The sequence below is a fragment of the Streptomyces sp. NPDC087215 genome, from assembly GCF_044744885.1.
GTDB lineage: Bacteria > Actinomycetota > Actinomycetes > Streptomycetales > Streptomycetaceae > Streptomyces.
Window position 1 is genome coordinate 50601 of the sequence record NZ_JBIUZD010000018.1, and the last position, 24490, is coordinate 75090.

21 protein-coding genes and 1 riboswitch are annotated in these 24490 nt (G+C 75.9%); of the genes, 12 read left to right on the top strand and 9 right to left on the bottom strand.

Features of this window, described 5'->3' with window-relative positions; translation table 11 throughout:
- Nucleotides 1-30 precede the first annotated feature (30 nt).
- Nucleotides 31-999, top strand: a complete 969-nt coding sequence (locus tag ACIO92_RS30620) for an iron ABC transporter permease (protein ID WP_366444628.1) — start codon at nt 31-33, stop codon at nt 997-999.
- Nucleotides 996-2096 carry an iron chelate uptake ABC transporter family permease subunit gene (locus ACIO92_RS30625; RefSeq protein WP_366444584.1) on the top strand — a complete coding sequence of 367 codons (1101 nt, stop codon included), beginning with the start codon at nt 996-998 and terminating at the stop codon, nt 2094-2096. Before ACIO92_RS30620 ends, ACIO92_RS30625 begins: the two co-directional genes overlap by 4 nt.
- A gap of 61 nt (nt 2097-2157) precedes the next feature.
- Here the strand turns inward: ACIO92_RS30625 and ACIO92_RS30630 are convergent, their stop codons facing one another.
- Nucleotides 2158-2730, bottom strand: coding sequence for a histidine phosphatase family protein (locus ACIO92_RS30630; protein WP_366444585.1), 573 nt, complete (start codon nt 2728-2730; stop codon nt 2158-2160).
- Between the two features lie 295 nt (nt 2731-3025).
- Nucleotides 3026-3111: riboswitch (cobalamin riboswitch) on the top strand.
- Nucleotides 3112-3170: 59 nt separating this feature from the next.
- On the opposite strand from ACIO92_RS30630, the gene ACIO92_RS30635 reads away from it, so the two are divergent.
- The 3 genes from ACIO92_RS30635 (at nt 3171) to ACIO92_RS30645 (ending at nt 5998) form a co-directional block, all read left to right on the top strand.
- Nucleotides 3171-3395: a CbtB-domain containing protein gene (locus ACIO92_RS30635; RefSeq protein WP_351784107.1), complete on the top strand. Its 225-nt coding sequence runs from the start codon at nt 3171-3173 to the stop codon at nt 3393-3395.
- Between the two features lie 14 nt (nt 3396-3409).
- Nucleotides 3410-4213 carry a CbtA family protein gene (locus ACIO92_RS30640; protein WP_366444586.1) on the top strand — a complete coding sequence of 268 codons (804 nt, stop codon included), beginning with the start codon at nt 3410-3412 and terminating at the stop codon, nt 4211-4213.
- Nucleotides 4214-4660: 447 nt separating this feature from the next.
- A complete protein-coding gene (locus ACIO92_RS30645) occupies nt 4661-5998 on the top strand; it encodes a hypothetical protein (protein WP_402280747.1) in 1338 nt (445 codons plus the stop codon).
- Between the two features lie 8 nt (nt 5999-6006).
- On the opposite strand, the gene ACIO92_RS30650 is transcribed toward ACIO92_RS30645, so the two are convergent.
- The 8 genes from ACIO92_RS30650 to ACIO92_RS30685 all read right to left on the bottom strand — a co-directional run bounded on the left by ACIO92_RS30650 (nt 6007) and on the right by ACIO92_RS30685 (nt 16404).
- A complete protein-coding gene (locus tag ACIO92_RS30650) occupies nt 6007-7248 on the bottom strand; it encodes a beta-ketoacyl-[acyl-carrier-protein] synthase family protein (RefSeq protein WP_366444588.1) in 1242 nt (413 codons plus the stop codon).
- Nucleotides 7245-7514: a phosphopantetheine-binding protein gene (locus ACIO92_RS30655; protein ID WP_366444589.1), complete on the bottom strand. Its 270-nt coding sequence runs from the start codon at nt 7512-7514 to the stop codon at nt 7245-7247. The genes ACIO92_RS30650 and ACIO92_RS30655 overlap by 4 nt, the downstream gene beginning before the upstream one ends.
- 82 nt (nt 7515-7596) lie before the next feature.
- The gene (locus ACIO92_RS30660; RefSeq protein ID WP_402060278.1) at nt 7597-8676 is read right to left on the bottom strand and encodes a beta-ketoacyl-ACP synthase 3; all 1080 of its coding nucleotides are present in this window, start codon (nt 8674-8676) and stop codon (nt 7597-7599) included.
- On the bottom strand, nt 8673-9605 hold the full coding sequence (locus tag ACIO92_RS30665) for an SDR family NAD(P)-dependent oxidoreductase (RefSeq protein ID WP_402280785.1): 933 nt from the start codon (nt 9603-9605) through the stop codon (nt 8673-8675). Before ACIO92_RS30665 ends, ACIO92_RS30660 begins: the two co-directional genes overlap by 4 nt.
- A 353-nt stretch (nt 9606-9958) precedes the next feature.
- Nucleotides 9959-11017, bottom strand: coding sequence for a 3-oxoacyl-ACP synthase III family protein (locus ACIO92_RS30670; RefSeq protein ID WP_402280744.1), 1059 nt, complete (start codon nt 11015-11017; stop codon nt 9959-9961).
- Nucleotides 11014-12984, bottom strand: a complete 1971-nt coding sequence (locus tag ACIO92_RS30675) for an acyl-CoA dehydrogenase (protein WP_402280742.1) — start codon at nt 12982-12984, stop codon at nt 11014-11016. The genes ACIO92_RS30670 and ACIO92_RS30675 overlap by 4 nt, the downstream gene beginning before the upstream one ends.
- 2 nt (nt 12985-12986) lie before the next feature.
- Nucleotides 12987-14717 carry an acyltransferase domain-containing protein gene (locus ACIO92_RS30680; RefSeq protein ID WP_402280740.1) on the bottom strand — a complete coding sequence of 577 codons (1731 nt, stop codon included), beginning with the start codon at nt 14715-14717 and terminating at the stop codon, nt 12987-12989.
- A 106-nt stretch (nt 14718-14823) separates the two neighbouring features.
- Entirely contained in the window at nt 14824-16404 is a 1581-nt protein-coding gene (locus tag ACIO92_RS30685; RefSeq protein WP_402596805.1) for a hypothetical protein, read from the bottom strand.
- Between the two features lie 433 nt (nt 16405-16837).
- On the opposite strand from ACIO92_RS30685, the gene ACIO92_RS30690 reads away from it, so the two are divergent.
- Genes ACIO92_RS30690 through ACIO92_RS30720 form a run of 7 tightly spaced genes read left to right on the top strand, consistent with a single transcriptional unit; the run spans nt 16838 to nt 24435 of the window.
- Complete coding sequence (locus ACIO92_RS30690) at nt 16838-18049, top strand: DUF6421 family protein (RefSeq protein WP_402280736.1); 1212 nt, start codon at nt 16838-16840, stop codon at nt 18047-18049.
- Nucleotides 18042-19169 carry a branched-chain amino acid aminotransferase gene (locus ACIO92_RS30695; protein WP_401242012.1) on the top strand — a complete coding sequence of 376 codons (1128 nt, stop codon included), beginning with the start codon at nt 18042-18044 and terminating at the stop codon, nt 19167-19169. The genes ACIO92_RS30690 and ACIO92_RS30695 overlap by 8 nt, the downstream gene beginning before the upstream one ends.
- Nucleotides 19166-19744 carry a bacilysin biosynthesis protein BacA gene (locus ACIO92_RS30700; RefSeq protein WP_366444597.1) on the top strand — a complete coding sequence of 193 codons (579 nt, stop codon included), beginning with the start codon at nt 19166-19168 and terminating at the stop codon, nt 19742-19744. The genes ACIO92_RS30695 and ACIO92_RS30700 overlap by 4 nt, the downstream gene beginning before the upstream one ends.
- Nucleotides 19744-21000: an MFS transporter gene (locus ACIO92_RS30705; RefSeq protein WP_366444598.1), complete on the top strand. Its 1257-nt coding sequence runs from the start codon at nt 19744-19746 to the stop codon at nt 20998-21000. The genes ACIO92_RS30700 and ACIO92_RS30705 overlap by 1 nt, the downstream gene beginning before the upstream one ends.
- Complete coding sequence (locus tag ACIO92_RS30710) at nt 20985-22124, top strand: GNAT family N-acetyltransferase (protein WP_366444599.1); 1140 nt, start codon at nt 20985-20987, stop codon at nt 22122-22124. Before ACIO92_RS30705 ends, ACIO92_RS30710 begins: the two co-directional genes overlap by 16 nt.
- On the top strand, nt 22118-23356 hold the full coding sequence (locus ACIO92_RS30715) for an ATP-grasp domain-containing protein (RefSeq protein ID WP_366444600.1): 1239 nt from the start codon (nt 22118-22120) through the stop codon (nt 23354-23356). The genes ACIO92_RS30710 and ACIO92_RS30715 overlap by 7 nt, the downstream gene beginning before the upstream one ends.
- A complete protein-coding gene (locus ACIO92_RS30720) occupies nt 23353-24435 on the top strand; it encodes an aminotransferase class IV (protein ID WP_401242006.1) in 1083 nt (360 codons plus the stop codon). The genes ACIO92_RS30715 and ACIO92_RS30720 overlap by 4 nt, the downstream gene beginning before the upstream one ends.
- Nucleotides 24436-24490: the final 55 nt, after the last annotated feature.

Below are 24490 nucleotides of genomic sequence, written 5' to 3' on the forward strand. Positions count from 1 at the left end.
GTCGCACGGCGGGGCCTCGGACGGCATGTCATCGGCGCTGTCCTGTGCCTGGTCCTGCTCGCCCTGGCGCTGTTCGCCAGCGTCATGTTCGGCAGCAGGCCGACCTCCTTCGGCGACGTCCTGCGGGTCCTCACCGGCGAGGGCGACGCGTACACCCGCACCGTCGTCGAGAGCCGCTACCCGCGCACCGCCCTCGGAGTCCTCGCGGGCCTCTGTCTGGCCGTCGCGGGCACCCTGATGCAGGGCATCACCCGCAATCCGCTCGCCGAGCCGGGGCTCCTCGGCATCAACGCGGGCGCGTCCGCGAGCATCGTCGCCGCCACCGCGTTCCTCGGTGCCTCCGGGCAGCGGGAGACCATCTGGTGGGCCCTCCTCGGAGCGCTGGCCATCGGTGTCGTCGTCCATCTCATCGGCACTGCGGGCGGCGGGGGCGGGCCGGTCCGGCTGGTCCTCGCCGGAGCGGTGCTCTCCGCCGTCCTCGCCGCCTTCATCCAGGCCGTCGCCCTGTCCGACCCCCGGGTGTTCGACACCTACCGCTACTGGGTCGTGGGCGCGCTCGGCGGACGCGGCTTCGACGCCTTCTGGGCCGTGCTGCCGTTCGCGGCGGCCGGTCTGCTGCTCGCCCTGCTGCTCGCGCCGGGCCTCAACGCCATGGCGATGGGCGACGACAAGGCCGCCTCGCTCGGCATCAGTCCGGCCCGGATCAAGGGCGCCGGGCTGCTCGCGGCGACCCTGCTGGCCGCCGCCGCCACCGCCGCCGTCGGCCCCATCGCCTTCGTCGGCCTGGCCGTCCCGCACGTGGTGCGGGCGCTGGTGGGTGCCGACTTCCGGGCCCAGATCGCCTTCAGTGCCCTCGCGGGGCCCGCGCTGCTGCTCTTCGCCGATGTCATCGGCCGGGTGCTGCTGCGTCCGCAGGAGCTGATGGTCGGCGTCGTCACCGCCTTCGTCGGCGCCCCCGCGCTGCTCTTCGCCGTTCGCCGTATGAGGGGGGCCTCATGAGGACCGCCGACCGGACGGGCACCGCGCCCGTCCCCACCGGGACCGTCGCGCCCCGGCCGACGCGTCCCGCCGGACGCACGGTGCTGCGGATCGGCCCCTGGGTCGCCCTCCCCGTGCGCCGCTCCTCCCTGGTCGCGGGCGCGGCGACGCTGCTGCTGCTCGTGGCCGCGGCGGTGGCCACCCTGTCGATGGGGCGGCTCGGCATCCAGCTCGCCGACCTGCCGTCCGCCCTCGCGGGCGAGGCGACCGGCAAGAACGCCTTCGTCCTCAACCGGCTGCGCGGCCCGAGGCTGGTGGTGGCCATCGCGACCGGCGCCGCCTTCGGCCTGTCCGGGGCCCTGTTCCAGTCCGTCACCCGCAACCCGCTGGGCAGCCCCGACGTGATCGGGCTGGGCGCCGGGGCCGGTGCGGGGGCCGCGGCCGCCGCCCTGTTCCTGCCCGGTGTCCTGCCGGTGCCGGTCGGCGCGCTGCTCGGCGCGGTCCTCGCGATGGCGGTGGTGTTCTTCGCCACCGGCACCGGGTTCCGCAATCCGGGACGGCTCGTGGTGGCGGGCATCGGCGTGGCGGCCATGGCGACGGCACTGACCCAGTACGTGGTCTACGCCGTCGAGCGCGACAAGGCCACCGCCCTCACCTCGTACATCAACGGCAGTCTCTCGGCCCGTTCCTGGGACGACGCGACGACCATCTGGACCGTGCTGCTGCTCTCGCTGCCGTTCGCGGCGCTCCTGGCGCGGCCCCTGTCCGTCGGTGAGATGGGCGACGACCTGTCGAGCGGGCTCGGCGCCCGGCCGGGCCGGACGGCGACCGGCGCGGTCGCCCTGTCGATCGTGCTCTCGGCGGGCGCGGTGAGCGTCGCGGGGCCGATCGCCTTCGTGTCCCTGACGGCGCCGCAGATCGCCAAGCGCGTCACCCGGGGCGGTGGCCCGCACCTGGTGATGTCCACCCTGATGGGGGCGCTGCTGCTGGTCCTCGCGGACCTCACGGCGCAGCAGCTGCCGCTCTTCGACAACCTGCCGGTCGGCCTCTACACGATGGCCCTCGGCGGTACGTACCTGGGCTATCTGCTCCTGCGGGAGTGGCGTCGCCCCGCCTGACGGTACGAAGGGAACGGCGGCGGGCCGCACCCGGGGCGCTTCCCGTGCGGGCGGCGGGCCGCTACCGGGGCGTCAGCGGTTCGCCCGCGAGCACGTTCCAGCGTCCGGCGCGCCCGCTGAGGCGGACGGCGGTCAGCGGGCGTACGTCGAGCCGCCGGGCCGTCGCGTCGGCGGCGCCGAGCGCGTGGACCGTCGCGGCGCGCACCACGTCCGGTTCGGCGACCACGACGACCGGCCCGGAGCCGGAGCCCAGGGCGTCGAGCCAGTCGCCGACCCGGACCCGCAGCGCGCTCAGGGACTCCCCGCCGTGCGGCGCGGCCGTCGGGTCGGACAGCCAGACGGCGAGCGCCGCCTCCTCGGTGGCGGCGACCTCCGCGAGGGTCCGTCCGCGCCACCGTCCCGTGGCGCAGCCCGCGAGGGCGTCGACCGGGGCGGCGGTGAGCCCCAGGGCGCGGGCGGTGTCCCGGCAGCGCACGGAGGGCGAGCGGTACGCCCGCGCGGCGGCGGGAACGGCCGGGGCGGCGGCCTCGGCGAGGGCCGCTCCCCCCGGGTCGAGGGGGCTGTCGTCGTCGAACCGCACCTCGCGCAGGGCCCCGCTCGTCGCGGGGGAGATCAGCGTGAGCCGGACGGTCATCGCGGTCCTTCGGGAGTGGGCGGGGCGGGGCGAGTGCGCCGGTGGGGGCGGCGCCCAGGGTACTGCGGGGCCCGGCCGCGCGGGCGGGCCCCGCTTCGGGGGGCCCGCGGGACGGGCCGTGTCCCGCCGGGGCGGCTCCTTTCGCGGGCGGGTCCTCGGCGGGCGGCTCCGTCGGCGCGCGGGTCCCGTCCCAACAGGCGGACAGGCGGAGGTGATCCCCGCCTCACGCCCTTGGCGGCGGGCATCACGCGCGGTACCGTCGGGCGACATCTCAACAACGTGACGACGGCGAGACGGAAGTCCGGTGGAAAACCGGCACGGTCGCGCCACTGTGTGCCGGGGCGCGCCCTCCTGCGGGAGCGCTGTCGCGGCGAGTCAGACCCGTGGACCGTCGTCCTGCACCACCGATCGGGACGCGAGTTCCCGCAGGAGGTTCCATCATGGCCGAGGCCGTCGTGTCAGCCGCTTCCAGCCCTTCCGTGGCCGTTCCGGCCCCGTTGCCCGTCCGGGCCGTTCTTCCCTGGGCCTTCTTCGTCGGCCTTCTCGCGCTGATCGCCCTGTACTTCGTGGGCGCCGAGCAGGGTGCCACCTCGCTGTTCGCGGGCTCCGACGTACACGAGTGGGTGCACGACGGACGTCATCTGCTCGGCTTCCCCTGCCACTGAGAGGCGTTCCGCACATGCACGCCTCAACTGTCAGATCCCTGCTGGTCCGTGGGATGCTCGCCGGCCTGATCGCCGGACTCCTCGCCTTCGCCGTGGCCTACGTGGCCGGTGAGCCGTCCGTGAACGGCGCCATCGCGGTGGAGGAGGCCCAGGCCGCCCAGGAGCAGCACGCCGGACACGGCGACGCCGCCGCCGGTGCGGAGGAAGAGGAGGAGGTGGTCAGCCGTCCCGTGCAGTCCACCTTCGGCCTCGCCACCGGGGTCCTCGTCTACGGAGTGGCGCTCGGTGGCATCAGCGCGCTCGTGTTCTCCTTCGCGCTCGGCCGCGTGGGCCGGTTCAGCCCCCGGGCGACCGCCGCGCTGACCGCAGCCGCCGCGTTCACGACCGTGTACCTGGTGCCGTTCCTGAAGTATCCGGCGACCCCGCCCGCCGTCGGCAATCCCGACACCATCGGGAAGCGCACCACCCTGTTCTTCCTGATGATCCTGCTCAGTGTGCTGCTCGCCGTCGCCGCCGTGATCGTCGGACGGCGGCTCGCACCGCGCCTGGGCAACTGGAACGCGGCCCTGGCCGCCGGTGCCGGATACCTCGTGGTGACCGGCCTCGCCTTCGCCGTACTGCCCGCCAACGACGACGCGGTGAAGGCGAGCTTCCCCGCCGCGTTGCTGTGGGAGTTCCGGCTGGCCTCGCTCGGCGTCCAGCTCGTGCTGTGGGCGGTCTTCGGGATCGTCTTCGGCGTCCTCGCCCAGAAGGCCCTGGCCGCCCGGACGGCCGTGGGCGGCGCGACCGCCCCGGTGGCCGCACGGGTCGCCGACTGACCGCACCCGGTCCCGCGCACAGCCCCGTACGCCCCTGGTGTACGGGGCTGTCGGCTGCCCCGGGCCCGGCGTTCGCGCCGTTCGGTCCCGGACGGCCGGTCGCGCTCCGGGGCCCGGAGCGGTCGGCGCGCCACTCACCGGGACCGGCCGGACGCGCTGCCGGTCCCGTCGTCGGGACGGTCCTCTTCCGGCGCCGCCGCCGGAGTGGTGCCGCGCTGAACGGCGCACTCCGCTGAATCCGGACCCCTCCCCTCCCCTCCCCCGCCGTCGACCGCCCCGGCGCCCGCGCCGCGCGTCCGGACCTGCCCGTCCGCTCCCCGCTTCCCCCGCGTCCCCCGGCGCGGCCCCCGGGGCGCGGGGCCCCGCCGCGAACGCGCCGTTGCGGGGCTCCGCCCGCACGGGCTCAATCGGAGGATGCCGGAGGAATCCCGGCGGGGAGGGGACACGATGGAGAGGCGTCCACGTCCGAACCAGGCCCTGCGCGATCTGCTCGCGGAGGCGGGCATGACGGCGGCCGAGCTGGCGGCCGAGGTGAACAGAGCGGGGGCGGAGACCGGGCGGACGCTCGGCTACGACCGGTCGGCCGTCGCCCACTGGCTCGCCGGGACGAGACCGCGTACGGCGGTGCTCGGTCTCGTCACCGAGGCGCTCTCGCGCCGCCTCGGCCGCGAAGTGACCCTACGTGACACGGGGTTGGAGGCCACGGCGGACGCCACGGTCGTACCGGACCAGCGGCCCGGTCCGGTTTCCGCCGTACGCGACCCGGGGCGGACCTCCGGCGAACCCGTCTACGCCCGGGACCTGCCGGTGCCGGGGCACTCCGCGCCGGTGGTCCTCTGCGGGCCGCTCGGCGGGCGGGGCGACCGGATCGAACGCTTCGAGGTGGAGGCGGCCGAGGCCATGGCCCTCGTCTTCCACGACGCGGACGCCTCGTTCGGCGGCGGACGCGGGAGGCGGGCCCTGGCCTCCTACCTCACGGCGGACCTCGGGCCGAAGCTGCACCGTCCGGCGGCCCCGGCACTGCGCCGGCGGCTGATGCGCGTGGCCGCCCAACTCGCCTATCTCTGCGCGTTCATGCACTTCGACGACCACGCGCACGGACGGGCGCAGCGCTATTACCACGGGGCGCTCCGGCTCGCCGCCGCGAACAACTCGCTGCTCGACCGGGCCATCACCCTGCGGGGCATGTCCGTCCAGGCCTGCCAGCTCGGGCATGTGCGCCAGGCGGTGGACCTGGCGACGGCCGCCGCCGACACCGTCACCGGACCCGCCGTCCACCGGGCCTTCGTCCAGGGCCAGTTGGCCGTCGCGCACGCGCTCGACGGGCGGGTCGGCGACGCCGCACGGGCACTGGGCACGGCGGAGCGGCTGCTCGACCGCTCCCCCGACCCGGTCTCCGCCGTCTCCGTCACCGGCCGCTATCACCAGGGTTCCCTGCTGCGTCACGAGTCCGCCGTACGGGAGATCCTCGGCGATCCCGAGGGCGCGCTGCGGACCCTGCGGGCTGCCGAGCACCACCGTCCTTCGGGGGAGCGCAGGTCCCGGGCGGTGGTGCTGGCCGATCTGGCCGTGCTCCAACTGCGGGCCGGGCGCCTCAACGAGGCCGTCGAGACCGGCTACCGCTTCCTCGACGACTATCCGCACCTGATGAGCGGGCGGGCCGACAAGACGCTGGGTGATCTCCGCGCCCTGCTGCGTCCGCACGCCCGGCACCCGGCGGCCCGCGCGCTCCTCCTGCACAGCGCCCGGGTGGTCCCGGGCGGTGGACCGCGCCGGGGCCGGTGAGGGAGGGGTCAGGACCGCGCGGGCCGGAACGCCAGCACCGTGTTGTGGCCGCCGAAGCCCGCCGAATGGCTCAGCGCCAGCCGTACGCGCTGGCGCAGGGCACAGCCCGTGACCAGTCGCAGTGCCGAGGTGTCCGCGTCCCCGGTGTGGAATCCGGCGGTGGGCGGCACCTGGCCGTGCTGCACGGTCAGGACGGTGAGGGCCGCCTCGACGGCCCCCGCCGCGCCCATGGTGTGCCCGAGCGCGCCCTTGGCGGAGGTCACGGTCGGCGGGGCGGCGCCGGGGTGGAGGCGGGTGACGAGCAGGGCCTCGGCGCGGTCGTTGAGCGGGGTCCCGGTGCCGTGGGCGTTGATGTGGTCGACGTCGCCCGGCTCCGCGCCCGCCTCGGTGAGCGCGAGCCGGACGGCGGCCTCCAGACCTCGGGCCCCGGGATGGGGCGCGACGGCGTGGTGGGCGTCGGCCGCGCTCCCGGCGCCCACCAGATGGGCGCGGACCGGGGCGCCCCGCGCGGTGGCGTCGGCGGCCCGTTCGAGGACGAGGAGGGCGGCGCCCTCGCCGAGCACGAAGCCGTCACGGTCCCGGTCGAAGGGCCGGGAGGCGGTGGCGGGATCGGGCCGCGACGACAGGGCGTTCATCCGGGCGAAGGCGGCGACGCACAGCGGGGTGATCATCGCGTCGGTGCCGCCCGCGACCGCGATGTCACAGGCCCCGGAGCGGAGCAGCAGGGCCGCCAGGGCGAGGGCGCCCGCGCCGGAGGCGCACGCGGAGGCCGTGTGGTGGACCGGTCCCCGGGCACCGAGAGCCAGGGCGACCTGGCCCGCCGCCATGTTGGGGAGGAAGCCGGGCAGGGTCAGCGGGGAGACTCCGGAGGGACCCGCCAGACGGAGCCGTTCCAGGCCGAGTTCGTAGCGGGCGACCCCTCCGGCGGCGGAGCCGAGGACGACGGCGACCCGGGTGCCGTCCCAGGTCCCGGGGGCGAGCCGGGCGTCGTCGACGGCCTCCCGGGCGGCGGCGAGGGCGAACTGGGTGCCCCGGTCGTACTGCCAGGGGCGGCGGCCCCCGGTGTGCCGGTGCGGGTCGAAGCCGGTGACCCGGCAGAGCGGGCGGGCCAGGGGGCCGGTGGCCCCGGGGTCGGTCGCGGCGGTGGGGCGGCCGGTGAGGACCTCCCGCCAGGTGGTGTCGGTGCCGATGCCCGCCGGGGTGACCATGCCGAGGCCGGTGACGGCGAGCGGCTCGCGCGCACGGCTCACGACGGGTCCGGGTCCCCGGCGCCGGGGGCGGCGTCGAGCAGGGCGCGGACACGGCGGAGGAGTCGGCCGACGGTCTGTTCGTCGGGGGTGTCGCCGTCCTCGTCGAGCGGGACGCCCCACCGTTCCTGGAGGGTGACGACGAGTTCCACCCGGGCCAGGGAGTCGAGGTCGAGTTCGGCGAGGGTGGCGGTGTCGGTGACCGCTTCCGGGGGCACCTCGAACTTGTCGGTGAGCAGGGCGGTCAGATGGCGGCGTACCTCGTCCACGGGTGTTCCTCTCGTCGGCCGGCCCGGCGGGCACGGTGCTGGATGGTTGCGGGGCCGCACGGCTGGTGCCGTGCCGTGCGGGTCAGGCGCGGGGTGCGGGGGCGGTGTTCGGGCGGACGGCGGGCCAGCGCAGGGTGGCCGAGGCCCAGGTCAGCCCGCCGCCGAAGGCGGTGAGCAGGGTGGCGGCCCCGGGGGTCGGCGGCCCGGGGCCTTCCAGCGCGGCGGCGAGGGCGAGGGGCACGGACGCGGCGGCGGTGTTGCCGACGTCGGCGATGTTCCCGTAGCGGTGGGCGGGGGCGATCCCCAGCCGGTCGGCGACGGCGTCGAGGATGCGCTGGTTGGCCTGGTGGCCGATGAACGCCCGTACGTCGTCGGCCTTCCAGCCGGTGGCGTCCAGGGCGGTGCGGGCCGAGGCGGTCATCCGGCGGACGGCGTGCGCGTACACGGGCCGTCCCCGCATCCGGAAGTACGTGTCGTCCCGTCCGGGCGGGCTGCCCGAGCGCGGCGCGCGCGAGCCCCCGGCGGCGATGGCGACGAGGTCGCCGCCCGAGCCGTCGCTGCCCCAGTCGGTGGCCAGGACCGCGCCGGGTTCGTCGCTGCCCCCGCCGCGCAGCAGGACGGCGGCGGCGCCGTCGCCGAAGAGCGGCGCGGTGTCGCGGTCGTACGGGTCGATGATCGTCGTGTACGTCTCCGCCGCGACGAGGAGCACCGAGCGGCAGACGTCCGCGCGGAGCAGGGCGGTGGCGGTGACCAGGCCGTAGAGGAATCCGGAGCAGACGGCGGAGAGGTCGAAGGCGGGTACGGTGCCGAGGCCCAGGCGGTGGGCGACGTCGGGCGCGGTGGCCGGGCAGGGACGGTCGGGAGTGGTGGTGGCGAGGAGGACCAGACCGGGGCGGGGCGTGCCGGGTGCCGCGTCGAGGGCGGCACGGCCCGCGGCGACGGCGAGGTCTCCGGTGGAGGTGCCGGGAGGGGCGTACCGCCGCCGGTGGATGCCGGTGCGGCTGGTGATCCACTCGTGGCTGGTGTCGAGTCCGCCCAGGGCGATGACCTCGTCGTTGCCGACGACGGGGGCGGGGAGGCAGGTGCCGACGGCCCGGACGACGGCGGTGCGGCACGTGGCTGGGCCTGGTGGGGCTGGTGGGGCGGCCGGGGGCGGGGTCACGGCGCGACGAAGGGGGACGGGGGCTTCGGGATGCCCGCGAGGCCCCCGTCGGCCAGGGAGAGTCCGCCGTCCAGGACGAGGGCGTGGCCGGTGAGGTACGAGGAGGCGGGCGAGGCGAGGAAGAGGGTGGCGGCGGCCACTTCGTCCGGGTGGGCCCAGCGGCCGAGCGGCACATGGGCGAGGAGCCAGTCGCTGAGCGGGCCGCTGGTGTGGGCGAAGGAGGTCATGTCGGTGCGGGTCCAGCCGGGGCACAGGGCGTTGACGCGGATGCCGGCACGGGCCCAGGCGGCGGCGAGGGTGCGGGCGAGGGACACCTGCGCGGCCTTGGAGGCGGCGTAGGCCTCCAGGAGGGGGGCCGCGATGACTCCGGCGACCGAGGACATCAGGACGAGGGAGGCGCGCGGGGACTCGGCGAGCACGGGGTGGGCGGCCCGGCACAGTTCGGCGGTGGCGTGGAGGTTGATGCCGATGACCTGTTCCCAGCCGTGCCGGTCGCTCTCGGTGAAGGGGGCGACGACCGGGGTCACGCCGTCGTCGGCGGTCGGCAGGACGCCCGCGTTGTGGACGACGACGTCGAGCCCGCCGAGCGCGGCGGCGGCCGCGTCGACGAGGGCGCGGGCGGTGCCGGGGACTCCGAGGTCTCCGGCGAGGAGGACGGCCTTGCGCCCACGGGCCTCGACGGCGGCGGCCGTCGCCGCCAGCGCCTCGGTGCTCCGGGCGGCGAGGGCGAGGTCGCAGCCCGCGTCGGCCAGGGCCACGGCACACGCGCGGCCGATGCCCCGGGAGGCGCCGGTGACGAGGGCACGGGCGCCGTCGAGCCGGAAGGCCCCGAGAAGTCCGGGCGCGAGGGAGACGGTGGCCGGGGCGGTGGGTTCGGAGGGGGCGGCGGGGCCGGGGGAAGGGGCGACGGAGACGGTCGGCGAACCGATGGTGTCGCGGGGCGGAGTGGCGAGGACGGCGGGTGCGTCGGCGGGAGTGGTGGGGCCGGTGGAGCTGGTGGACGAAGCGGCGGGGGCGGTGGACGGACCGACGGGGGCGGCGGGGGCGGTCGGCACGTCGGTGGGCTCGGCGAGGACGGTGGACGGACCGGCAGCGGTGGTGGAGGTGGTCGACGAACCGGCGGGAACGGCGGGGCCGGTGGACGGACCGGCCGGGGCGGCCGGGGCAGTGGGGCCGCCGAGGACGGTGGACAAGCCGATGGGGTCCCCGCTCGGGGCAGTCGGGCCGCCGCTCGGACCGGTGACGGGGACGGACAGGGCGGTGGGCGTGGTCGGCGTCGTGTTCACGGGGTGGTCCTGTCTTTCGTCGGGAGGGTGGAGGTGGTGACGGGACGGCTCCAGCGCAGAAGCGCGCTGCCCCAGGTCATGCCCGCGCCGAAGACGGTGACGAGCGCGAGGTCGCCGGGGGCGAGAAGACCGCGCGCGTCGGCGGCGGCCAGGGCGTAGGGGGCGCTCGCGGCGCCGATGTTGCCCGCTTCGTCGCCGACGACGACCAGCCGGTCGGGGCCGAGGCCGAGTTCCTCGCCGAGCCCGCGCAGGAGGACCGGGTTGGGCTGGTGGGCGATGATCCGGTCGAGGTCGCCGAGCCGGAGCCCGTTGCGGTCGAGGGCCTCGTGGACGAGGCGGGGGAAGGTCGCCCGGATGAAGCGGCTGATCTCCCGGCCGTCCATGTGGATGTGGTGCCCGCCGTCGGCGAGGCTCCGGTCGTCGGCGGGCCGCCTGCTCCCGCCCGCCGGGATGAGGACGAGGTCCGCGAGGGTGCCGTCGCTGCCGAGCCGGAAGTCGGAGAATCCGCCGGGCGGCGGGACGGGGCCGAGGACAGCGGCGGCGGCGCCGTCCGCGAAGAGGACGGAGGTGCCCCGGTCGGTGGGGTCGAGGAACTTCGAGTACGTCTCCACGCCGACCACCGCCGCGTATCCGGGCGGGCTCTCCTGCCGCAGCCAGTCGTGCGCGACCTTCGCCGCGAACAGCCAGCCGGAGCAGGCGGCCGAGACGTCCAGGGCCACGGCCGCCGAGGCGCCGACGAGGCCCTGGACGCGGCAGCCGGTCGACGGGCCGAGTTCGTCGGGTGTGGAGGTGGCGCAGACGAGGAGACCGAGCTGTCCGGCATCGATCCCGGCCGCCGCGAGGGCGTGCCGGACCGCGACGGCGGCCAGGTCCGACGAGGCTTCGTCGGGGGCGGCGACGTGCCGTTCGCGGACGCCGGTGCGGTCCCGGATCCAGGCTGCGGAGACCCCGGTGGCGGCGGCGACCTCGTCGTTGGTGCGGACGGTCGGGGGCAGATGGCTGCCGGTGCCGAGGACGCCGATGGCGGGTCCCGGCGACGGTGCGGGGGCGCTCATGAGGGGTCCTCGGGGAGGAAGGCTCCGGTGGGGTGCGCGGCGGGCGGACGGACGCCGAGGCCGGAGCACACGATGTCGTCGGGGAAGGAGAACAGCCCTTCCAGGAGCGGGAGATGGGGAAGCAGCCGGTCGCAGAGCCGCTCGGTCTCCGCCGCGACCGGCACCAGGGCGGCCGGGGCGAGGGTCCCGCGGGTGAGGAGTTCCCCGGCCCTGCGGCGGGCCGCGCGCAGGGCCGCGAGGGTGCCGAGGTCTTCGAGGGCGTCACGGAGCGGGGGGCCGACGTCGGTGAGGAAGCGGTTCCCGGCCCGTACGACGTCCTCGGCGGCGAGCCGGGCGGCGTGCGCCTCGCCCAGTTCGCCCGCGAGGTCGAGCAGGGGGTTCCACCTCTCGAAGTCGTCGAGGTGGCGGCGGGTGCGCAGGGCGCGGCGCAGCCCGTCCGCGAGGGCGGTCTCGTGGGCCCGCAGGACCGTCGGCCACCAGGAGGGGTCGGTCGGGTCCGTGGGGCACGGCGCGGATGCCCGGCGGGCGGCCTCCGGCCCGTAGGACTCGTACGGCTCGGACGCGTACGGCTCGGACGCGTACGGCTCGGACGCGTACGGCTCGGACGCGTACGGCCCATGAGGCGCGTACGGCTCGGTGGCGAGGGCGCGGCCGAGGTCGTACAGGATGAGCTGGCTGTCGCCGCCCGCCGGGTCGAAGGCATGGAGGAAACCCCGGTACCCGGCCAGCCTGTTGGCGTCGACGAGCCCGTGGTGGCCGCAGCGCCGCTGGCACAGGGCGACGACGCGTTCCGCCTCGCGCACGGAGTACGCCTTGTAGGCGGACAGGTCCCGGCTGACGGCCGTCCACGGGGCGAGCCCCAGGGTGCCGGTGGCGCGGCCCGCCGGTCCTCCGGGGGCGTCGAGCAGGTCCTGGAGCAGTTCCCGGGCGCGGGCCGCCGCGCAGCCGAGGGCGTACGAGTCCGCCAACGCGCCCAGCAGGGCGCGCTGTTGGCTCCGGTGGGAGAACAGCGGCGCGCCGAAGGCGGACCGGGTGAGGGTGGCCCTGCGGCGGGAGTGACGCAGGGCGAGCACCGTGGACTGGCGGGCGAGCGCGGCGGCGGCGGACGGCAGGGCGCCCCACAGCTCGCGCCCCACGTCCAGGGAGCGCCGGAGGCGGGCGTCCGGGGAGCCGAGCGGGTCGGCCGGGGTCCCGTCGGTGTCCAGGGAGGCGGTGTCGCGGAGCCAGTGGCCGACCGGGACGCGGACCCCGTGGAGGGAGACGTTGCGCAGGGTGAGGGGCAGGGCGCCGACCTCGACCGGCGCCGACCACTCCACCCCCGGGCGGGGGCCGTCGGCGTCGGCGAGTTCGACCAGGAACGGGAAGACCCCGCCCTCTCGCCCGGCCGCCTCGACGCGGGCGAGGACCACGGCGAGGCGGCGCTCCGGGGCGTCCGGGACCCCGGCGAACTTGGCGGCGCCGGGATCGGGCGTGTCCAGGACGAACTGTCCGCGTTCCGGGTCGTGGACGGCACGGGTCATCGCCCCCAGATGACTGTTGGCCCGTCCGGTCTCGGTGATCAGGTAGCTGCCCCTGGCGTCTCCCCGGTCCAACGCGTCGAGTGCTTCGCGGACTTCGGGCGTGCCGGTCGCCCCGGGGGCGAGCCGGACGAGGGAGCCGGAGCAGAGGACGGTGTGCGTGACGAGGTTCATGGCGAGGCGCGGGTCGGCGACGGCCGCCCAGGCGAGGGTGGCGGCGAGCGCGTCGGCGTCGGCGAGGAGCGTGCGGGCGGGCGGCAGCGCCCGCAGGAGGGAGCGGAGGCGTTCACCGAGGTACGGGTCGCGTTCCTCGGGCCTGACGGCGATCCGGTACGGGTGCCGGGCCAGGGCCTCGTGGACGGTACGGAGGAAGTCGGGCGGGCAGTCGCCGTGCAGGAGCGGTCGGGCGCCGGGCCGGGTGGTGCACGGGGGCAGGGGCGTGAGGGTCATGGTCACTCCGGGAGGAGAGGAAGGGGCGTGGCGGCGCGGACCGGCCGGGCGAGCGGCGGCGGCCGGACGGAGGGGACGCCGGGCGCGGGGCCGCCGACCGGACCGCCTCCCGGGAGGCCGAGGGGGAAGGGTGCCCCGCCCGACGGACTGCCGGGGGCGGAGCCGAAGCCCGAGCCGGGACCGGGACCGGGACCGGGACCGGGACCGGGACCGGGACCGGGACCGGGACCGGGACCGGGACCGGGGCCGAGGTCGGGACCGGGGCCGAGGTCGGAGCCTGGCCCGGAGCCGGAGCCTGGCCCGGAGGTGGCCGTCCGGGACGGGGCCGCGGGGCCGCTCGCGCGGCCGGAACCGGTACGCGCGTCCCCCACGGCGCCGGGGCGCGGAACCGCATCGGACTCCGGTGGGTCGGCGGGGCGCGGGGCGGTGCACGTCTCCGCCGCGAGGACGGGACACGAGGCCGCACCCTCCTCCCCCGCCATCGGGACGCCGGAGCCCGTACGTACCTCCGTGACCGGAGCACGACCGGGAGCCGCGACGGCCGGACCACCGCCGGACACTCCCCCCGCCTCCCCGGTCCGGAGCCGCCGGGCCACCGCGTCCACCGCGTCCACCGGAACACCCCCCGTCGCTCCGTCCGGCTCACCCTCCGGAGCGCGCCCCGCGACCGTGTCCACCGGCACACCGCCGGAGGCCGCGTCCACCCCCACCGGAGCCGTGTCCGTGTCCCTGTCCGCCGCCTCCCCCCGGCAGCGCCCGGACCCGCGTCCCGCCGGGGCGCGGCCGGGGGCCGTCCCGGTCTCCTCCGCCGGGGCCTCCCCGAGTCCCCCGCGGACCGTGCTGTCCTCCGGCAGGACGCGGCGGGCCGCGCGGGTCAGGGTCGTGCCGGGGCCCGCCTCGCGGAAGGTGTCGTAGCCCGTGGCGCGGGCGAGCCGCAGTACGGCGGGCAGGAAAGCGGGGCGGACCAGGCAGTCCGCGAGGCGGCGAGGCAGGTCCTCGCCGGGGCGGTACGCGCGGCCCGCGACCGCCGAGAGGACGGGGAGCAGGGGCGGGCGCGGCAGCCGGGCGCGGACGGCCGCGTGGAACCGGTCCGCCTGCGCGGTGAGCGCCGGATGGTGGGCGCTGAACGGCAGCCTCAGCCGTACGGCCCCGATCCCGGCGGCGGTCGCCCGCGCCTCCAGGCGGGCCAGTTCCCGCAGCGGCCCGGCGACGACGGTCTCCTCGGGGTGGTTGACGCACGCCACGGCGAGGGCGCCGGTGTCCGCGGGGGCGACGAGTACGGCGGCGGTGGCCTCGTCGCAGGCCACCAGGGTCAGCCCGCCCGGGGCGGTGGCCAGGACGCGGGCGAGCACATGGGCGAGTCCGGCCCCCTCGCGGACGGTGAGGGATCCGGCTGCGGTGAGGGCCGCGATCTCCCCGAAGCTCACACCGAGCACCGCGTCCGGGCGGCCGTACCGGTGGACGAGCGCGGTGTGGACGCTCATCGAGGCGCCGAACAGGGCGAGTTGTCCGGTGCCCACGGGCGCGGCGGCCAACTCTTGGGCGCCAGGCGGGTTCCGGCCCAGCAGCCAGGGCCGCAGTGCGGGCACGCCGCGCCGGGTGCGGTCCCGGTCGACGGCGGCGAAGGTCGCCTCGGCCGCCGCGCGCAGCACCTCGTCCCGTGCGAGCGCCGCCGTGAACTCCCGTACCGGAAAGTCTCCCTGGCCCGGGAACATGTGGACCGTTCTCGCCATGTCTTCCCCCGTGGACACCGTCGTCCTCCGCGTCCACCCGTCGTACGGACGCCTGGTACCACGGTCGCGCCGGGGAGGGGGCGCGGGACAGGGCCGCCGGGCGGGATCAGGGTGAGAACGGCGGAATGCTGAAAGCGGAGGGAGGGCCGCCGCCGGGTGCTGCGGGGGCGTTCGCCCACGGGCCCGGGGCGAGGGCGCCAGGGGCGTTCGCCCACGGGCCCGGGGCGAGGGCGCCAGGGGCGTTCGCCCACGGGCCCGGGGCGGGTGTTCCGGGGGCGGCATCCGGCGAGTCCGGAGCGGGAGTCCCGGGGCCCGCGCGGCGGGTCGTGACGGATCGCCTCACGGTGTCACTCGGGCCCAGTCTCCGCAAGGCGTACAGCAGTTGCTCGGCGAGCGGACGCGGGGCGTGGACGGTCTCGACGACTCCGACGGCTCCGGCGGCGCGCAGCCAGCCGGGGTCCAGGTCCCGGACGGACGTCACCGTGCGGACGGGGGTGCCGGGCGGCGCCCAGGAGGCGACGTCGGCGGCCTCGGGGTCGTCGGGGCGGGCGGCGATCAGCAGGAGGTCGACGAGCGCGGCGACGCAGCGCACGGTGTCGCGCCGGTCGTCGGCCTCGTAGCAGTAGGTGCCGGGAGCCTGGGGCACGACGTGCCCGAAGCGGGCACGGAGGGTCTCCCCGACGGCGAGGGCGGGCCGCAGGGCCTGACCGGGGACGAGGGCGAATCCGACCCGGCGCGGATCGGGCACGGGGGTGGCCGCCGGGTCCGGCGCGGAGAGCGTGACCCCGGGACGGGCCCGCTCCCCGCCTGACGCGCGGCCCGCGCCGGTCCGGCCGTCCGCCGTCGCCCCGGCCTCCCCCCACCGGTCACCACCGCCCGCCCCTCCCGCCTCGGCGCCCTCCGCTTCTTCCGCGCCCTCCCTCAGCCGTTGCGCCGCGATCGTCCGGAGGGGGGCCGCGAGGACCACGTGTTCGCCCTGGCGGGTGAGGCGGGCGAGTTCGTCGGCGGTGGACCGGTGGCGTTCGCAGACGGCGTCCACGACGGTGACGCCGGGCGGGGCGGCGCGGTCCGCCGGGGACGGCGGCAGGGGGCCCACGACCATCAGGTCCCCCGGGCGGGCCGGGCCCCCGTCCGCCGTCCGGCGGGCGCCGAGGTGGCGGAGTTCGTCGGTCACCGTCAGGCCGCAGCCCTCGGACCCGGCGACGACGGTACGGCCGCCGGGCGGGCGCCCGGCCCGCTGGACGGCGGCGAGGAGGCCCCGGGCTCCCGCGCACAGGGCTCCCGTCTCGGTGGTGACGAGCAGGCGGGTGCGCAGGGCCGCCGTCCACTCCTCGACGATTCGCCGGGCGGCTGCGACGGCGGCGCGGTCCGCCGGGTCGGCGAGCGCGGCGAATCCGAGCCGGAGTCCGGTGCCGAGTTCGTACGAGACGGCCCAGCCGGTGCTGCGGACGGGTGCGTCGGCGGACGGTCCCCGGGTTCCGGGGGAATCCTCGGCAAACGCTTGGGCGTGCATCTCACGGGGCGTCGCTTTCCAGCCGTTCCGTGCCGCGCTCCCGGCGAGCAGCCCGGTCTCCGCGCAGGTGACGCGCTCGCGCGGGCCGTGGGAAAAGCGGAGGGGAATGAGGATCTCGCCCGGCCCGCACTCCTCCGCCGAAACGATACGACCGACCATGCGAGTTCTGTTCACCGCGCGCCTCTTTCCCTTTCGGCCCGTTGTGGTGAATCCCTATCAGCCGGATTGACGCGCAACAAATTTCTTGCACCCAAGCGGGCGAGAGAATTCCGGTCATTTCTGTATTAATTCCAGAGTTTCCGTTCGACCGGCGGGCGGGGCCGGGAGCACTCTCCAGGGCCGTTCTCCGGGAGCGCGCTCCGGGCCGGGCGCGTCCGGGCGCCCCGGCGCGGCCGACCGAGGGGAGGGCGGCGTCCGGGGCGCGTCCGGCGCTCCGGCGCGCGCCACCGCGCCCAGCGCATCGCCGCAGGTCGAGCAGATGACGTCCCGATCTTCAGACTGCCATTGTTCGTATCGGAGTTGGGATGTTAGCGTCCCTGGCGACCAGCGGTGTTCGACGCTGGCGTGACGAACGGAGCCCTCGGGTTCCGTACCGGGGAGCGTCGCCATGGGGGGTGGAGTGGGTCCGCGAAGCATTGCCGGACTTCTGGATTTCGAACGTCGGGTCGTCCCTGTCGTGGACCGCCTGCGCGAGGTCCGGAGCGGTGGAGGAGACGGCGATCCGCGAGTCGTCCTTGAAGAGTTGCGCACGGCTGTCCGCGGGCTCTCGGAACTTATGCCGGAGCGTCAGATATCGGCGACCCTCGGTGACTTGGCGCGCTGGGGCGAGTCGGGGTGCGAGGGCGTCCCTGATTTCGACGCCACCCGGGACTCGGTGCCCGCGCCCGAGGACGGTGAACCGGCCGCGTACGTGGGGCCGGTGGTCCTGCCCAACAGCGCCCGGCACGAGGTGCACATCGAGGCCTTCTCGGTGGTCCGGCAGGACCCGGACTGCACTCCGTACCTCCAGGAGACCTATCCGCACCCGAAGGCCGTCTTCCAGTCGACCCGGCTGCTCTCGGCCTCGCGGGGTCTGCGGGAGGGCAACTGCGTGGTGTTCTTCCCGGAGAACATCCCCTCGGCGACCCGCTGCACGCACCAGAACTTCGCCTGGTTCTTCTTCGACCGGCACGTGGACATCTGGGCCCAGACGCTGGCGATCACCGAGCGGCTGTGCGGCCCGTCACCGTTCGCCGGGGACACCGGGCTCGTCTCCCCCGGCATCGACCCCGAGGACGTCTACCAGGCCAGGTGCGTCTGGGGGTACATGCACGACTACTTCCACCACACCGGCCCCCGGCCGCTCGACCAGCACCTGGCGCTGAAGACGAAGTGGCGGCCCGGCCTCCTGGAGGAGCTCAAGGTCGACATGAAGACGGCCATCGCCTGTTTCGAGGAGGACGTGCCGTACGGCCAGGTCGTCCTCGAATACGTCTTCCTGGAGCGGCTGTTCCGCTATCCGGCGCAGCCGGAGCCGCTGCGCAACTTCGACTCCGGCACCGGGTTCGCGCTCGGTACCTGGCTGGCGGCGCACGGGCTGTTCACCATGGACGGTTCCGGGCGGCGGGCCCTCGGGCCGAAGGCGGAGATCGTGGAGTGCGTCCGTGAACTCGTGGTCCTGATCGAGGAGATCGAGACGACCGAGGACGACGAGGCCTACCGGACGCGGGCCGTCGACTTCCTCTACGGGACGCTGCTGCGCAGGCCCGAGTCGAAGCCGGACCGCTACGGCGGTCCGCTGGCACCGATCGGACTGTGGGGTTCCGAGGTACATGTCTGAGACAGCCCCGCCCGGGGCCCCCGCACCGCCCGGCCCGGACCGTGTGCTCCGCGATCCCGGTTTCTGCCGTCACGCGACCGGCCGGGTCGCGGTCGTGGAGTGGGAGGCCGGAACCGGCTGGTCCGAGCCCAGGATCGAGCCGTACGGCAGCCTGGTCCTGGACCCGGCGACGCTGGGACTCCACTACGGGCAGGCCGTCTTCGAGGGCATGAAGGCCTTCCGGGGCGCGGACGGGTCGGTGTCCCTGTTCCGGGCGGCGGACCACGGCCGTCGCCTGGGGCTGTCGGCGGCGCGGCTCGCGATGCCGGAGATGCCGGTGGACCTGTACGTACGGGCGTGTGCGGAGCTGGTCGCGGCGGAGGAGCGGTGGGTGCCGGGCGGCTACGGGCAGAGCCTGTACCTGCGTCCGCTGCTGCTCGCCACCGAGGCGGAGATGGGGCTGCGGCCCTCGCGGAGCTACCGGTGCGTGGTCCTGCCCTATCCCGCGGACCCCTGTTTCGGGAGCGGCTTCCGGCCGCTGGCGGTGACCGTGGCGTCGGACGCGGTCCGCGCGGTGCGCGGCGGCACGGGCGAGTCGAAGTGCGCGGGGAACTACGCGGCCAGCCTCCTCACCAGGACGGCGGCGCAGGCGGCCGGGTACGACGAGGCGCTGTGGCTGGACGGGCTGGAGCGCCGCTGGGTCGAGGAACTCAGCACCATGAACGTCTTCTTCGTCCGGGACGACGGGGACGGGCCCCGGCTGACGACCCCGCCGTGCGACGGCACGATCGTCCGGGGCATCACCCGGGACTCGCTGCTGGCGCTGGCCGGGGACCTCGGGCTCCCGGCCGCGGAAGAGCCGACGTCGATCGAGGACGTGCGGGACGGTCTGCGCTCCGGACGGCTCACCGAGGTCTTCGCCTCGGGGACGGCGGGCGTGGTCGTGGCGGTCGGCAGACTCGGCCTCGACGGCGGGGACCTGCTCGTCGGCGACGGCACGGAGGGCCCGGTGACCCGGGGGCTGCGGACCGCGCTCCTCGACGTCCAGCACGCACGTACACCTGACACGCACGGCTGGCTGCTGCCGGTCACCGGCGGTGCCGGAGCGACGGCCATCGAAGGCGGGGGACGACACGCATGAACGACAGCACGGGACGCGGTACGGGCCGTGGCGCGACGCTTCCGGCGGTGACCACGATCCACACCCTGGGCCCTTCCGGGACCAATCTGGAGAAGGCCGCGCACCACTGGTTCGCCGAGCGGGGCGTCAGCGGGAAGGTGCTGCTGCACGCGGAGGTGGAGGACGGGCTGGACGTCATGGGCTTCGACGGCACCGAGGCCATCCTCGCGTGCGCCGTCTACCCCCGGCTGCACGACCTGGTCTTCCAGAACCTGCACCGTCTGGAGATGGCCGACAGCTTCCTCCTGGACACCCATGACATGGTCCTCGCGGGCCGGGCGGACGGCACCGGGGTCCGCACGATCGTGTCGCATCCGGCGCCCAGTTGCCTGGTCGAGGGCCGGGGCGCCGTGTCCCTGGCGAGCAGCAACTCGCGGGCCGCGGCCCTCTGCGCGGCCGGTGAGTTCGACGCCTGTGTGACCACGGGCCCCTCCGCGCGGGCGGAAGGGCTGCGGGTGCTGGAGAACTTCGGCCCCGTACCGATGGTGTTCACGCTCCATGTGGGCAGGCGCGGCGCCTCGGAAGGGGCGGTGTGATGGCCGGTACGGCGAAGGAGCCGGCGCCGTCGGCGGGCCGCCGGGGGCTGCCCGCCGCGTTCCGGGCGCTGCGGACCAGCGAGGCGGTGTCCTCGGCCGGTTCGCAGCTGACCCTGGTGGCGCTGCCCGTCCTCGCCGCCGCCGGTCTGGACGCCTCTCCGTCGCAGATCGCGCTGCTCAGCGGGGCGCAGTTCGTCCCGGTGCTGCTCGTCACCCCGTTCGCGGGGCGGCTCGCGGACCTGCGGGACCGGGCGCCGCTGCTGTACGCCGCGCACTTCGCGCGGGCGGTGGTGCTGCTCCTGGTGGTGGGGCTCTCCGCGGCGGCGTGGCTGGACTACCCGACGCTGTTCGCCGCCGCGATGCTGCTGGGCGCGTTCACCGCGCTCTTCGACACCGCGCTCCTGGCGTACGTCCCCGACACCGTGGACACCGAGGACCTGACCCGTGCCAACGGGCAGTTGGCGGCGGTCAACGCGGTCTCACAGACGGCGGGTCCCGCCATCGGCGGTCTGGTCGTGTCGGGGCTCGGTCCCGGTCCGGCCCTGGCTCTGGACTCCGTGTCGTACCTGTTCGGCGGGGCGGCGCTGCGGGCCCGCCGACAGCCCTCGCGGAACCGGGCGAGCCGGGAGAACGCGTCGATCCGCGCCGGGTTCGCCGCCGTCGCGGCGTCCGATCCGCTGCGTCGGCTGGTGGCGGCGGGCTCCCTGTTCAATCTGGCCGAACAGGTCGCCCTGAGCGTGCTGTTCATCGCCGTGGTGCAGGAGGCCGAGCACTCGGTCGCCTTCCTGGGCATCGGGTTCAGCGCGGCGGGCGTGGGCAGTGTGCTCGGCGCCAGGGCCAGCGCGCGGTACGGCGGCGGGAGCGGCGCCCGGTCATGGGTGTGGGCCCTGCTCGTCTCCCAGGCGGCGCTGCTCGCGGCGCTGTGGGCACTGGGCCTCGGCACCTGGGGTGCGGCGGTCTTCCTGGCGAGCATGGCGGTGTACGGCGCCGCCATGGCGTTCTACAACGTGCATTCGCTGACACGACGTCAACTGGTGTCGCCCGAGGGGATGCTGGGCCGGGTGAACGCGGTGTACCGCACGTTCGCGTTCGGGACGATCCCGATCGGCGCGGGCGCCGCGGCCCTCCTGCTGCTGTTCACCACGGCGGCGGTGGCGGCCAGTCTGGTGGCGGTCCTGAGCGTCGTCGCCACCTGGGTCCTGGCCCGGGGCACGTACACGACCGAGAGGCAGGACGAGGCATGGACGACCCCCTGACCCCGTTCACGGTGGGCGAGCTCGACCGCCTCGACCCCTCCGGGACCGGTGTGCCGTGGCTGGACGAGGCCGGTTTCTACACCTCCCGCCGCTGGACCGCCTCCCAGGAGGGCGACCGGGGTTTCGTCACGGCGTATCTGGCGGGCCGGGACACGGCGAGCGGCCGGACCAGCGCCCTGGTGCCCTTCCACACGGCGTCCGGCGGCGACAGCAACCCGCTCTACAACGAGTCCACCCTGCTCGGGCACACCCCCGAGGTGCAGGTGCTGGCCGGTTCGCGGACCGGCTACGACAACCGGGTGCTGCTGGATCCCGCGCTGGCCCGCGAGGGCCGCGCCGGGCTGCTCGGCGCCCTCTGCGGGCGGCTCCTCGACCGGGCCGAGGAGTACGGCGCGGGGCACGTGTCCTGGTGGTACCTGCCCGAGGCGGAGACCCGGGAGCTGGCCGCGCTGCCCGGGTTCGCGACGGTCGCCGCGCCCTGTCCTCCGACGGCCGTGGTCCTGCCGCGCGGCGCGGACTTCGACGCGCACGTGGCGGCGCTGCCCTCGTCCCGGCGTTCGCTGGTGCGACGTGATCTGAGACGGCTCGCCGAGGGCGGCTACCGGTCGCGGACCGTGGTCGCCGACCCGGCGGACCTTGAGCGGTACGCGCCGCTGGTCGTCCAGGTGCAGGCCCGGCACGGCGAGGAGCTCGGCGAGGAGGGCGCGGTGCGCTATCTGCTGCGCTGTCTGAGCGTCGGCGGCGCGGACGTGGTCGTCACCGAGGTGCTGGACGGGCGGGACCGGCTCGCCGCCTTCGCCCTGGGCATCGTCCACGGCCGGACCCTGCACATGCGGGTCTTCGGCTGCGACTACGCCGCCGGGCACGGCGGGGCCGGGGAGTACTTCGAGGCGACCGTGTACGGTCCGCTGCGGCTCGCTCTCGACCGGGGTCTCGACGCCGTGCACCTCGGGGTCACCTCGTACCGGGCGAAGTCCCTGCGCGGCGCCGAACTGCGGTCGCGCCGCACCCTGTTCATGTCCCGCACCGGCCGTCCGCTGCCCGTTCCCGCGCCCGACTGGGCGTTCCTCGGGGACGACGAGCGGTTCGTCGCCGGAGTCTCGTCGGAGGTCCTGCCGTGCTGATCGTCGTCCAGCCCCTGTCGGCGGGTGTCCGGCTCGCCGCCCGGGTGGTGGCGTCGGGGACGCCCTGTCTGATCCCCACCCAGTTCCCCGAGCTGCTGCCGCCGGAGGTCGCGGCGGGCGCGACCGTCGTCGACTGGAGTCCCGACCGGGGCGTGGCGGAGCTGCTGCGGATCGTCGGGGAGTGCGGGGAGCGGCCGACCGGGGTCGTCGCGGGCTTCGAGTACGTGGTGCCGGAGAGCGCCGCCCTGGCGCGGGCGCTCGGGCTTCCGGCGCTGGGCGCGGAGGCGGCGGAGGCGGTGCGGCAGAAGGACGTGATGCGCCGCTGGTGCGCGGAGCGGGGGGTGGCCTTCCCTCGTTCGGTGCTGGTGGAGCAGGGTGTGCCGGGGCCGTGTCCGCTGCCGTTCCCGGTGGTGGTGAAGCCCGTCGACTGCGGCGGGAGCCTGATGGTGAGCCTCTGCCGGGACGAGGAGGAGTACGCGGCGGCGTGCGCCGTGGTGCACGGGCCGGGCGAGGTGAGGTTCCATCCGAACCCCCGGCGGGCCGCGCTCGTGGAGGAGTACGTGGAGGGGCCGGAGTTCTCCCTGGACGGCTGGGTGGACGCGGCGGGGCCGCATCTGGCGAGCGTCACCACGAAGTTCCTGTCGGCGGAGCCCGACTTCTTCGAGACGGGGCACATCGCGACCGCTCCGGAGCGCTCGCCGCACGGGGTGGCGCTGGAGGGGTTCGCCCGGCAGGTCGTGGAGGCGTTCGAGCTGACGGTGGGGCCCTTCCACATCGAGACGCGGATCGACCGCGACGGGCGGCCGGTGCTGATCGAGGTCGGCGCGCGGCTCGCCGGAGACAACATTCCCGAGCTGGTGCTCGCGGGTCCCGGGGTGGACCTGTGCGCGGCGGCGGCGGACGCGGCCCGTGGGCTGCGGCACGATCCCGGTCCGCTGTCGCCGGTGAGCGCGGGCCTCGCGTTCGTGACGACCCGGCGGGCGGGACCGTACGCCGGGACGCTGAGCGGCACCGGTCCGTTCACCGGGGCGGGTGAGTTCCGGGAGCTGGTCCCGGAGGCGGAGCCGGGCATGGTGCTCGATCCGGGCGACATCTTCCGCAACCGGGTCGCCCGGCTGCATTTCGAGGGAGCCCTCGACCAGGTCGAGCGGCTGGTCGCCTCGGTCATCTCAGAGGTCGAGGCCGACGTCGAGGGCGTCGGTCTCCAGAACAAGGAAGGTGTCCACGCATGAGCAACGAACTGGTGGTCACACCCACCGCCACCCCCCGTCCGAGGCCGGAGGCGGACGGGCCCGCCACCCCGGTCCTCACCGATCACGCCTTCTTCATGCGGTCGGGGAAGCGCCGCACCTGGCAGGGGCTCACCGTGGCCGACCGGGACGCGATCCCGGCGCTGCGGCCCACCGCGGGCGCGGTCCTGGCCGGTCAGTCGGTCGTGGACACGTTCACCGCGTACCGTACGGCGGACGGCCCGATCGCCGTGTTCCGGCCGGACAGCCACCTGAAGCGGCTGAACAACGGCGCCCGCAGGCTGGCCCTGCCGCAGGTCGACTTCGACCGGGTGTGGACGGCGGTCCGCGCCCTGGTGGAGCTGGACCGGGAGTGGATCCCGGCGGGTCCCGGCGGGGCGCTGCGGCTGCGCGCGGTCCTCGCCGCCGACGGTACGGGGCTCACGCCCGGCCCGGCGGACGCCTGCCTGTTCTACGTGCTGGCGTCCGTCGCCGACCCGGCGGCGGGACGGCCGGTCCGCGCGATGACCCTCGACGGTTACGTCCGGGCCTGGCCCGGGGGCACCGGGGACGTCAACGACGCCGGGTCGCTCGCGGCGGCGGTGGTGCCCGGCGAGGTCGCGGCGAACTACGGCTACGACCACGTGCTGTGGCTCGACGGGCCGGAGGGCCGCTTCGTGCAGCAGATCGGGAACCTCAACGCCTTCTTCGTGATCGACGGGGTCCTGACCACTCCGGCGCTCGACCGCACGGTGCTGCCCGGGGTGACCCGCGACTCCGTCGTCAAGCTGGCGCGGGACGCGGGCACCCGGGTCGTCGAGCGGCCGGTGGAGCTGGCCGAGGTGCTGAAGGGCATCGCGGACGGCACGGTCACCGAGTGCTTCGCCACCGGCGGCGGGGCGGGGATCGCGCCGGTGACGTCGCTGGGCCACCGGGGCGAGGAGCACCGGTTCGCCGCCGGGGAGACCGGTCCGGTGACGGCCCGCTTCCGGGGGCTGCTCGACGGCGTCCACCGGGGCGAGACCGTCGACCGCTTCGGGTGGATGCGCCGGCTGACCGAGGTCGCGCCGGTCCACGCGTGAGGGCGTCACACCCCCTGTGACACAAACCGCGGCGGGAACGCCGGGAACGAGACCG

Bases quoted from the DNA above. Each gene is read 5' to 3' on its own strand.
- ACIO92_RS30635 (WP_351784107.1), top strand. From the start codon at position 3,171: ATGGCCGAGGCCGTCGTGTCAGCCGCTTCCAGCCCTTCCGTGGCCGTT.
- ACIO92_RS30630 (WP_366444585.1), bottom strand. From the start codon at position 2,730: ATGACCGTCCGGCTCACGCTGATCTCCCCCGCGACGAGCGGGGCCCTG.
- ACIO92_RS30700 (WP_366444597.1), top strand. From the start codon at position 19,166: ATGAACGACAGCACGGGACGCGGTACGGGCCGTGGCGCGACGCTTCCG.
- ACIO92_RS30670 (WP_402280744.1), bottom strand. From the start codon at position 11,017: ATGAGCGCCCCCGCACCGTCGCCGGGACCCGCCATCGGCGTCCTCGGC.
- ACIO92_RS30675 (WP_402280742.1), bottom strand. From the start codon at position 12,984: ATGACCCTCACGCCCCTGCCCCCGTGCACCACCCGGCCCGGCGCCCGA.
- ACIO92_RS30720 (WP_401242006.1), top strand. From the start codon at position 23,353: ATGAGCAACGAACTGGTGGTCACACCCACCGCCACCCCCCGTCCGAGG.
- ACIO92_RS30640 (WP_366444586.1), top strand. From the start codon at position 3,410: ATGCACGCCTCAACTGTCAGATCCCTGCTGGTCCGTGGGATGCTCGCC.
- ACIO92_RS30625 (WP_366444584.1), top strand. From the start codon at position 996: ATGAGGACCGCCGACCGGACGGGCACCGCGCCCGTCCCCACCGGGACC.
- ACIO92_RS30680 (WP_402280740.1), bottom strand. From the start codon at position 14,717: ATGGCGAGAACGGTCCACATGTTCCCGGGCCAGGGAGACTTTCCGGTA.
- ACIO92_RS30645 (WP_402280747.1), top strand. From the start codon at position 4,661: ATGGAGAGGCGTCCACGTCCGAACCAGGCCCTGCGCGATCTGCTCGCG.
- ACIO92_RS30705 (WP_366444598.1), top strand. From the start codon at position 19,744: ATGGCCGGTACGGCGAAGGAGCCGGCGCCGTCGGCGGGCCGCCGGGGG.
- ACIO92_RS30695 (WP_401242012.1), top strand. From the start codon at position 18,042: ATGTCTGAGACAGCCCCGCCCGGGGCCCCCGCACCGCCCGGCCCGGAC.
- ACIO92_RS30690 (WP_402280736.1), top strand. From the start codon at position 16,838: ATGGGGGGTGGAGTGGGTCCGCGAAGCATTGCCGGACTTCTGGATTTC.
- ACIO92_RS30710 (WP_366444599.1), top strand. From the start codon at position 20,985: ATGGACGACCCCCTGACCCCGTTCACGGTGGGCGAGCTCGACCGCCTC.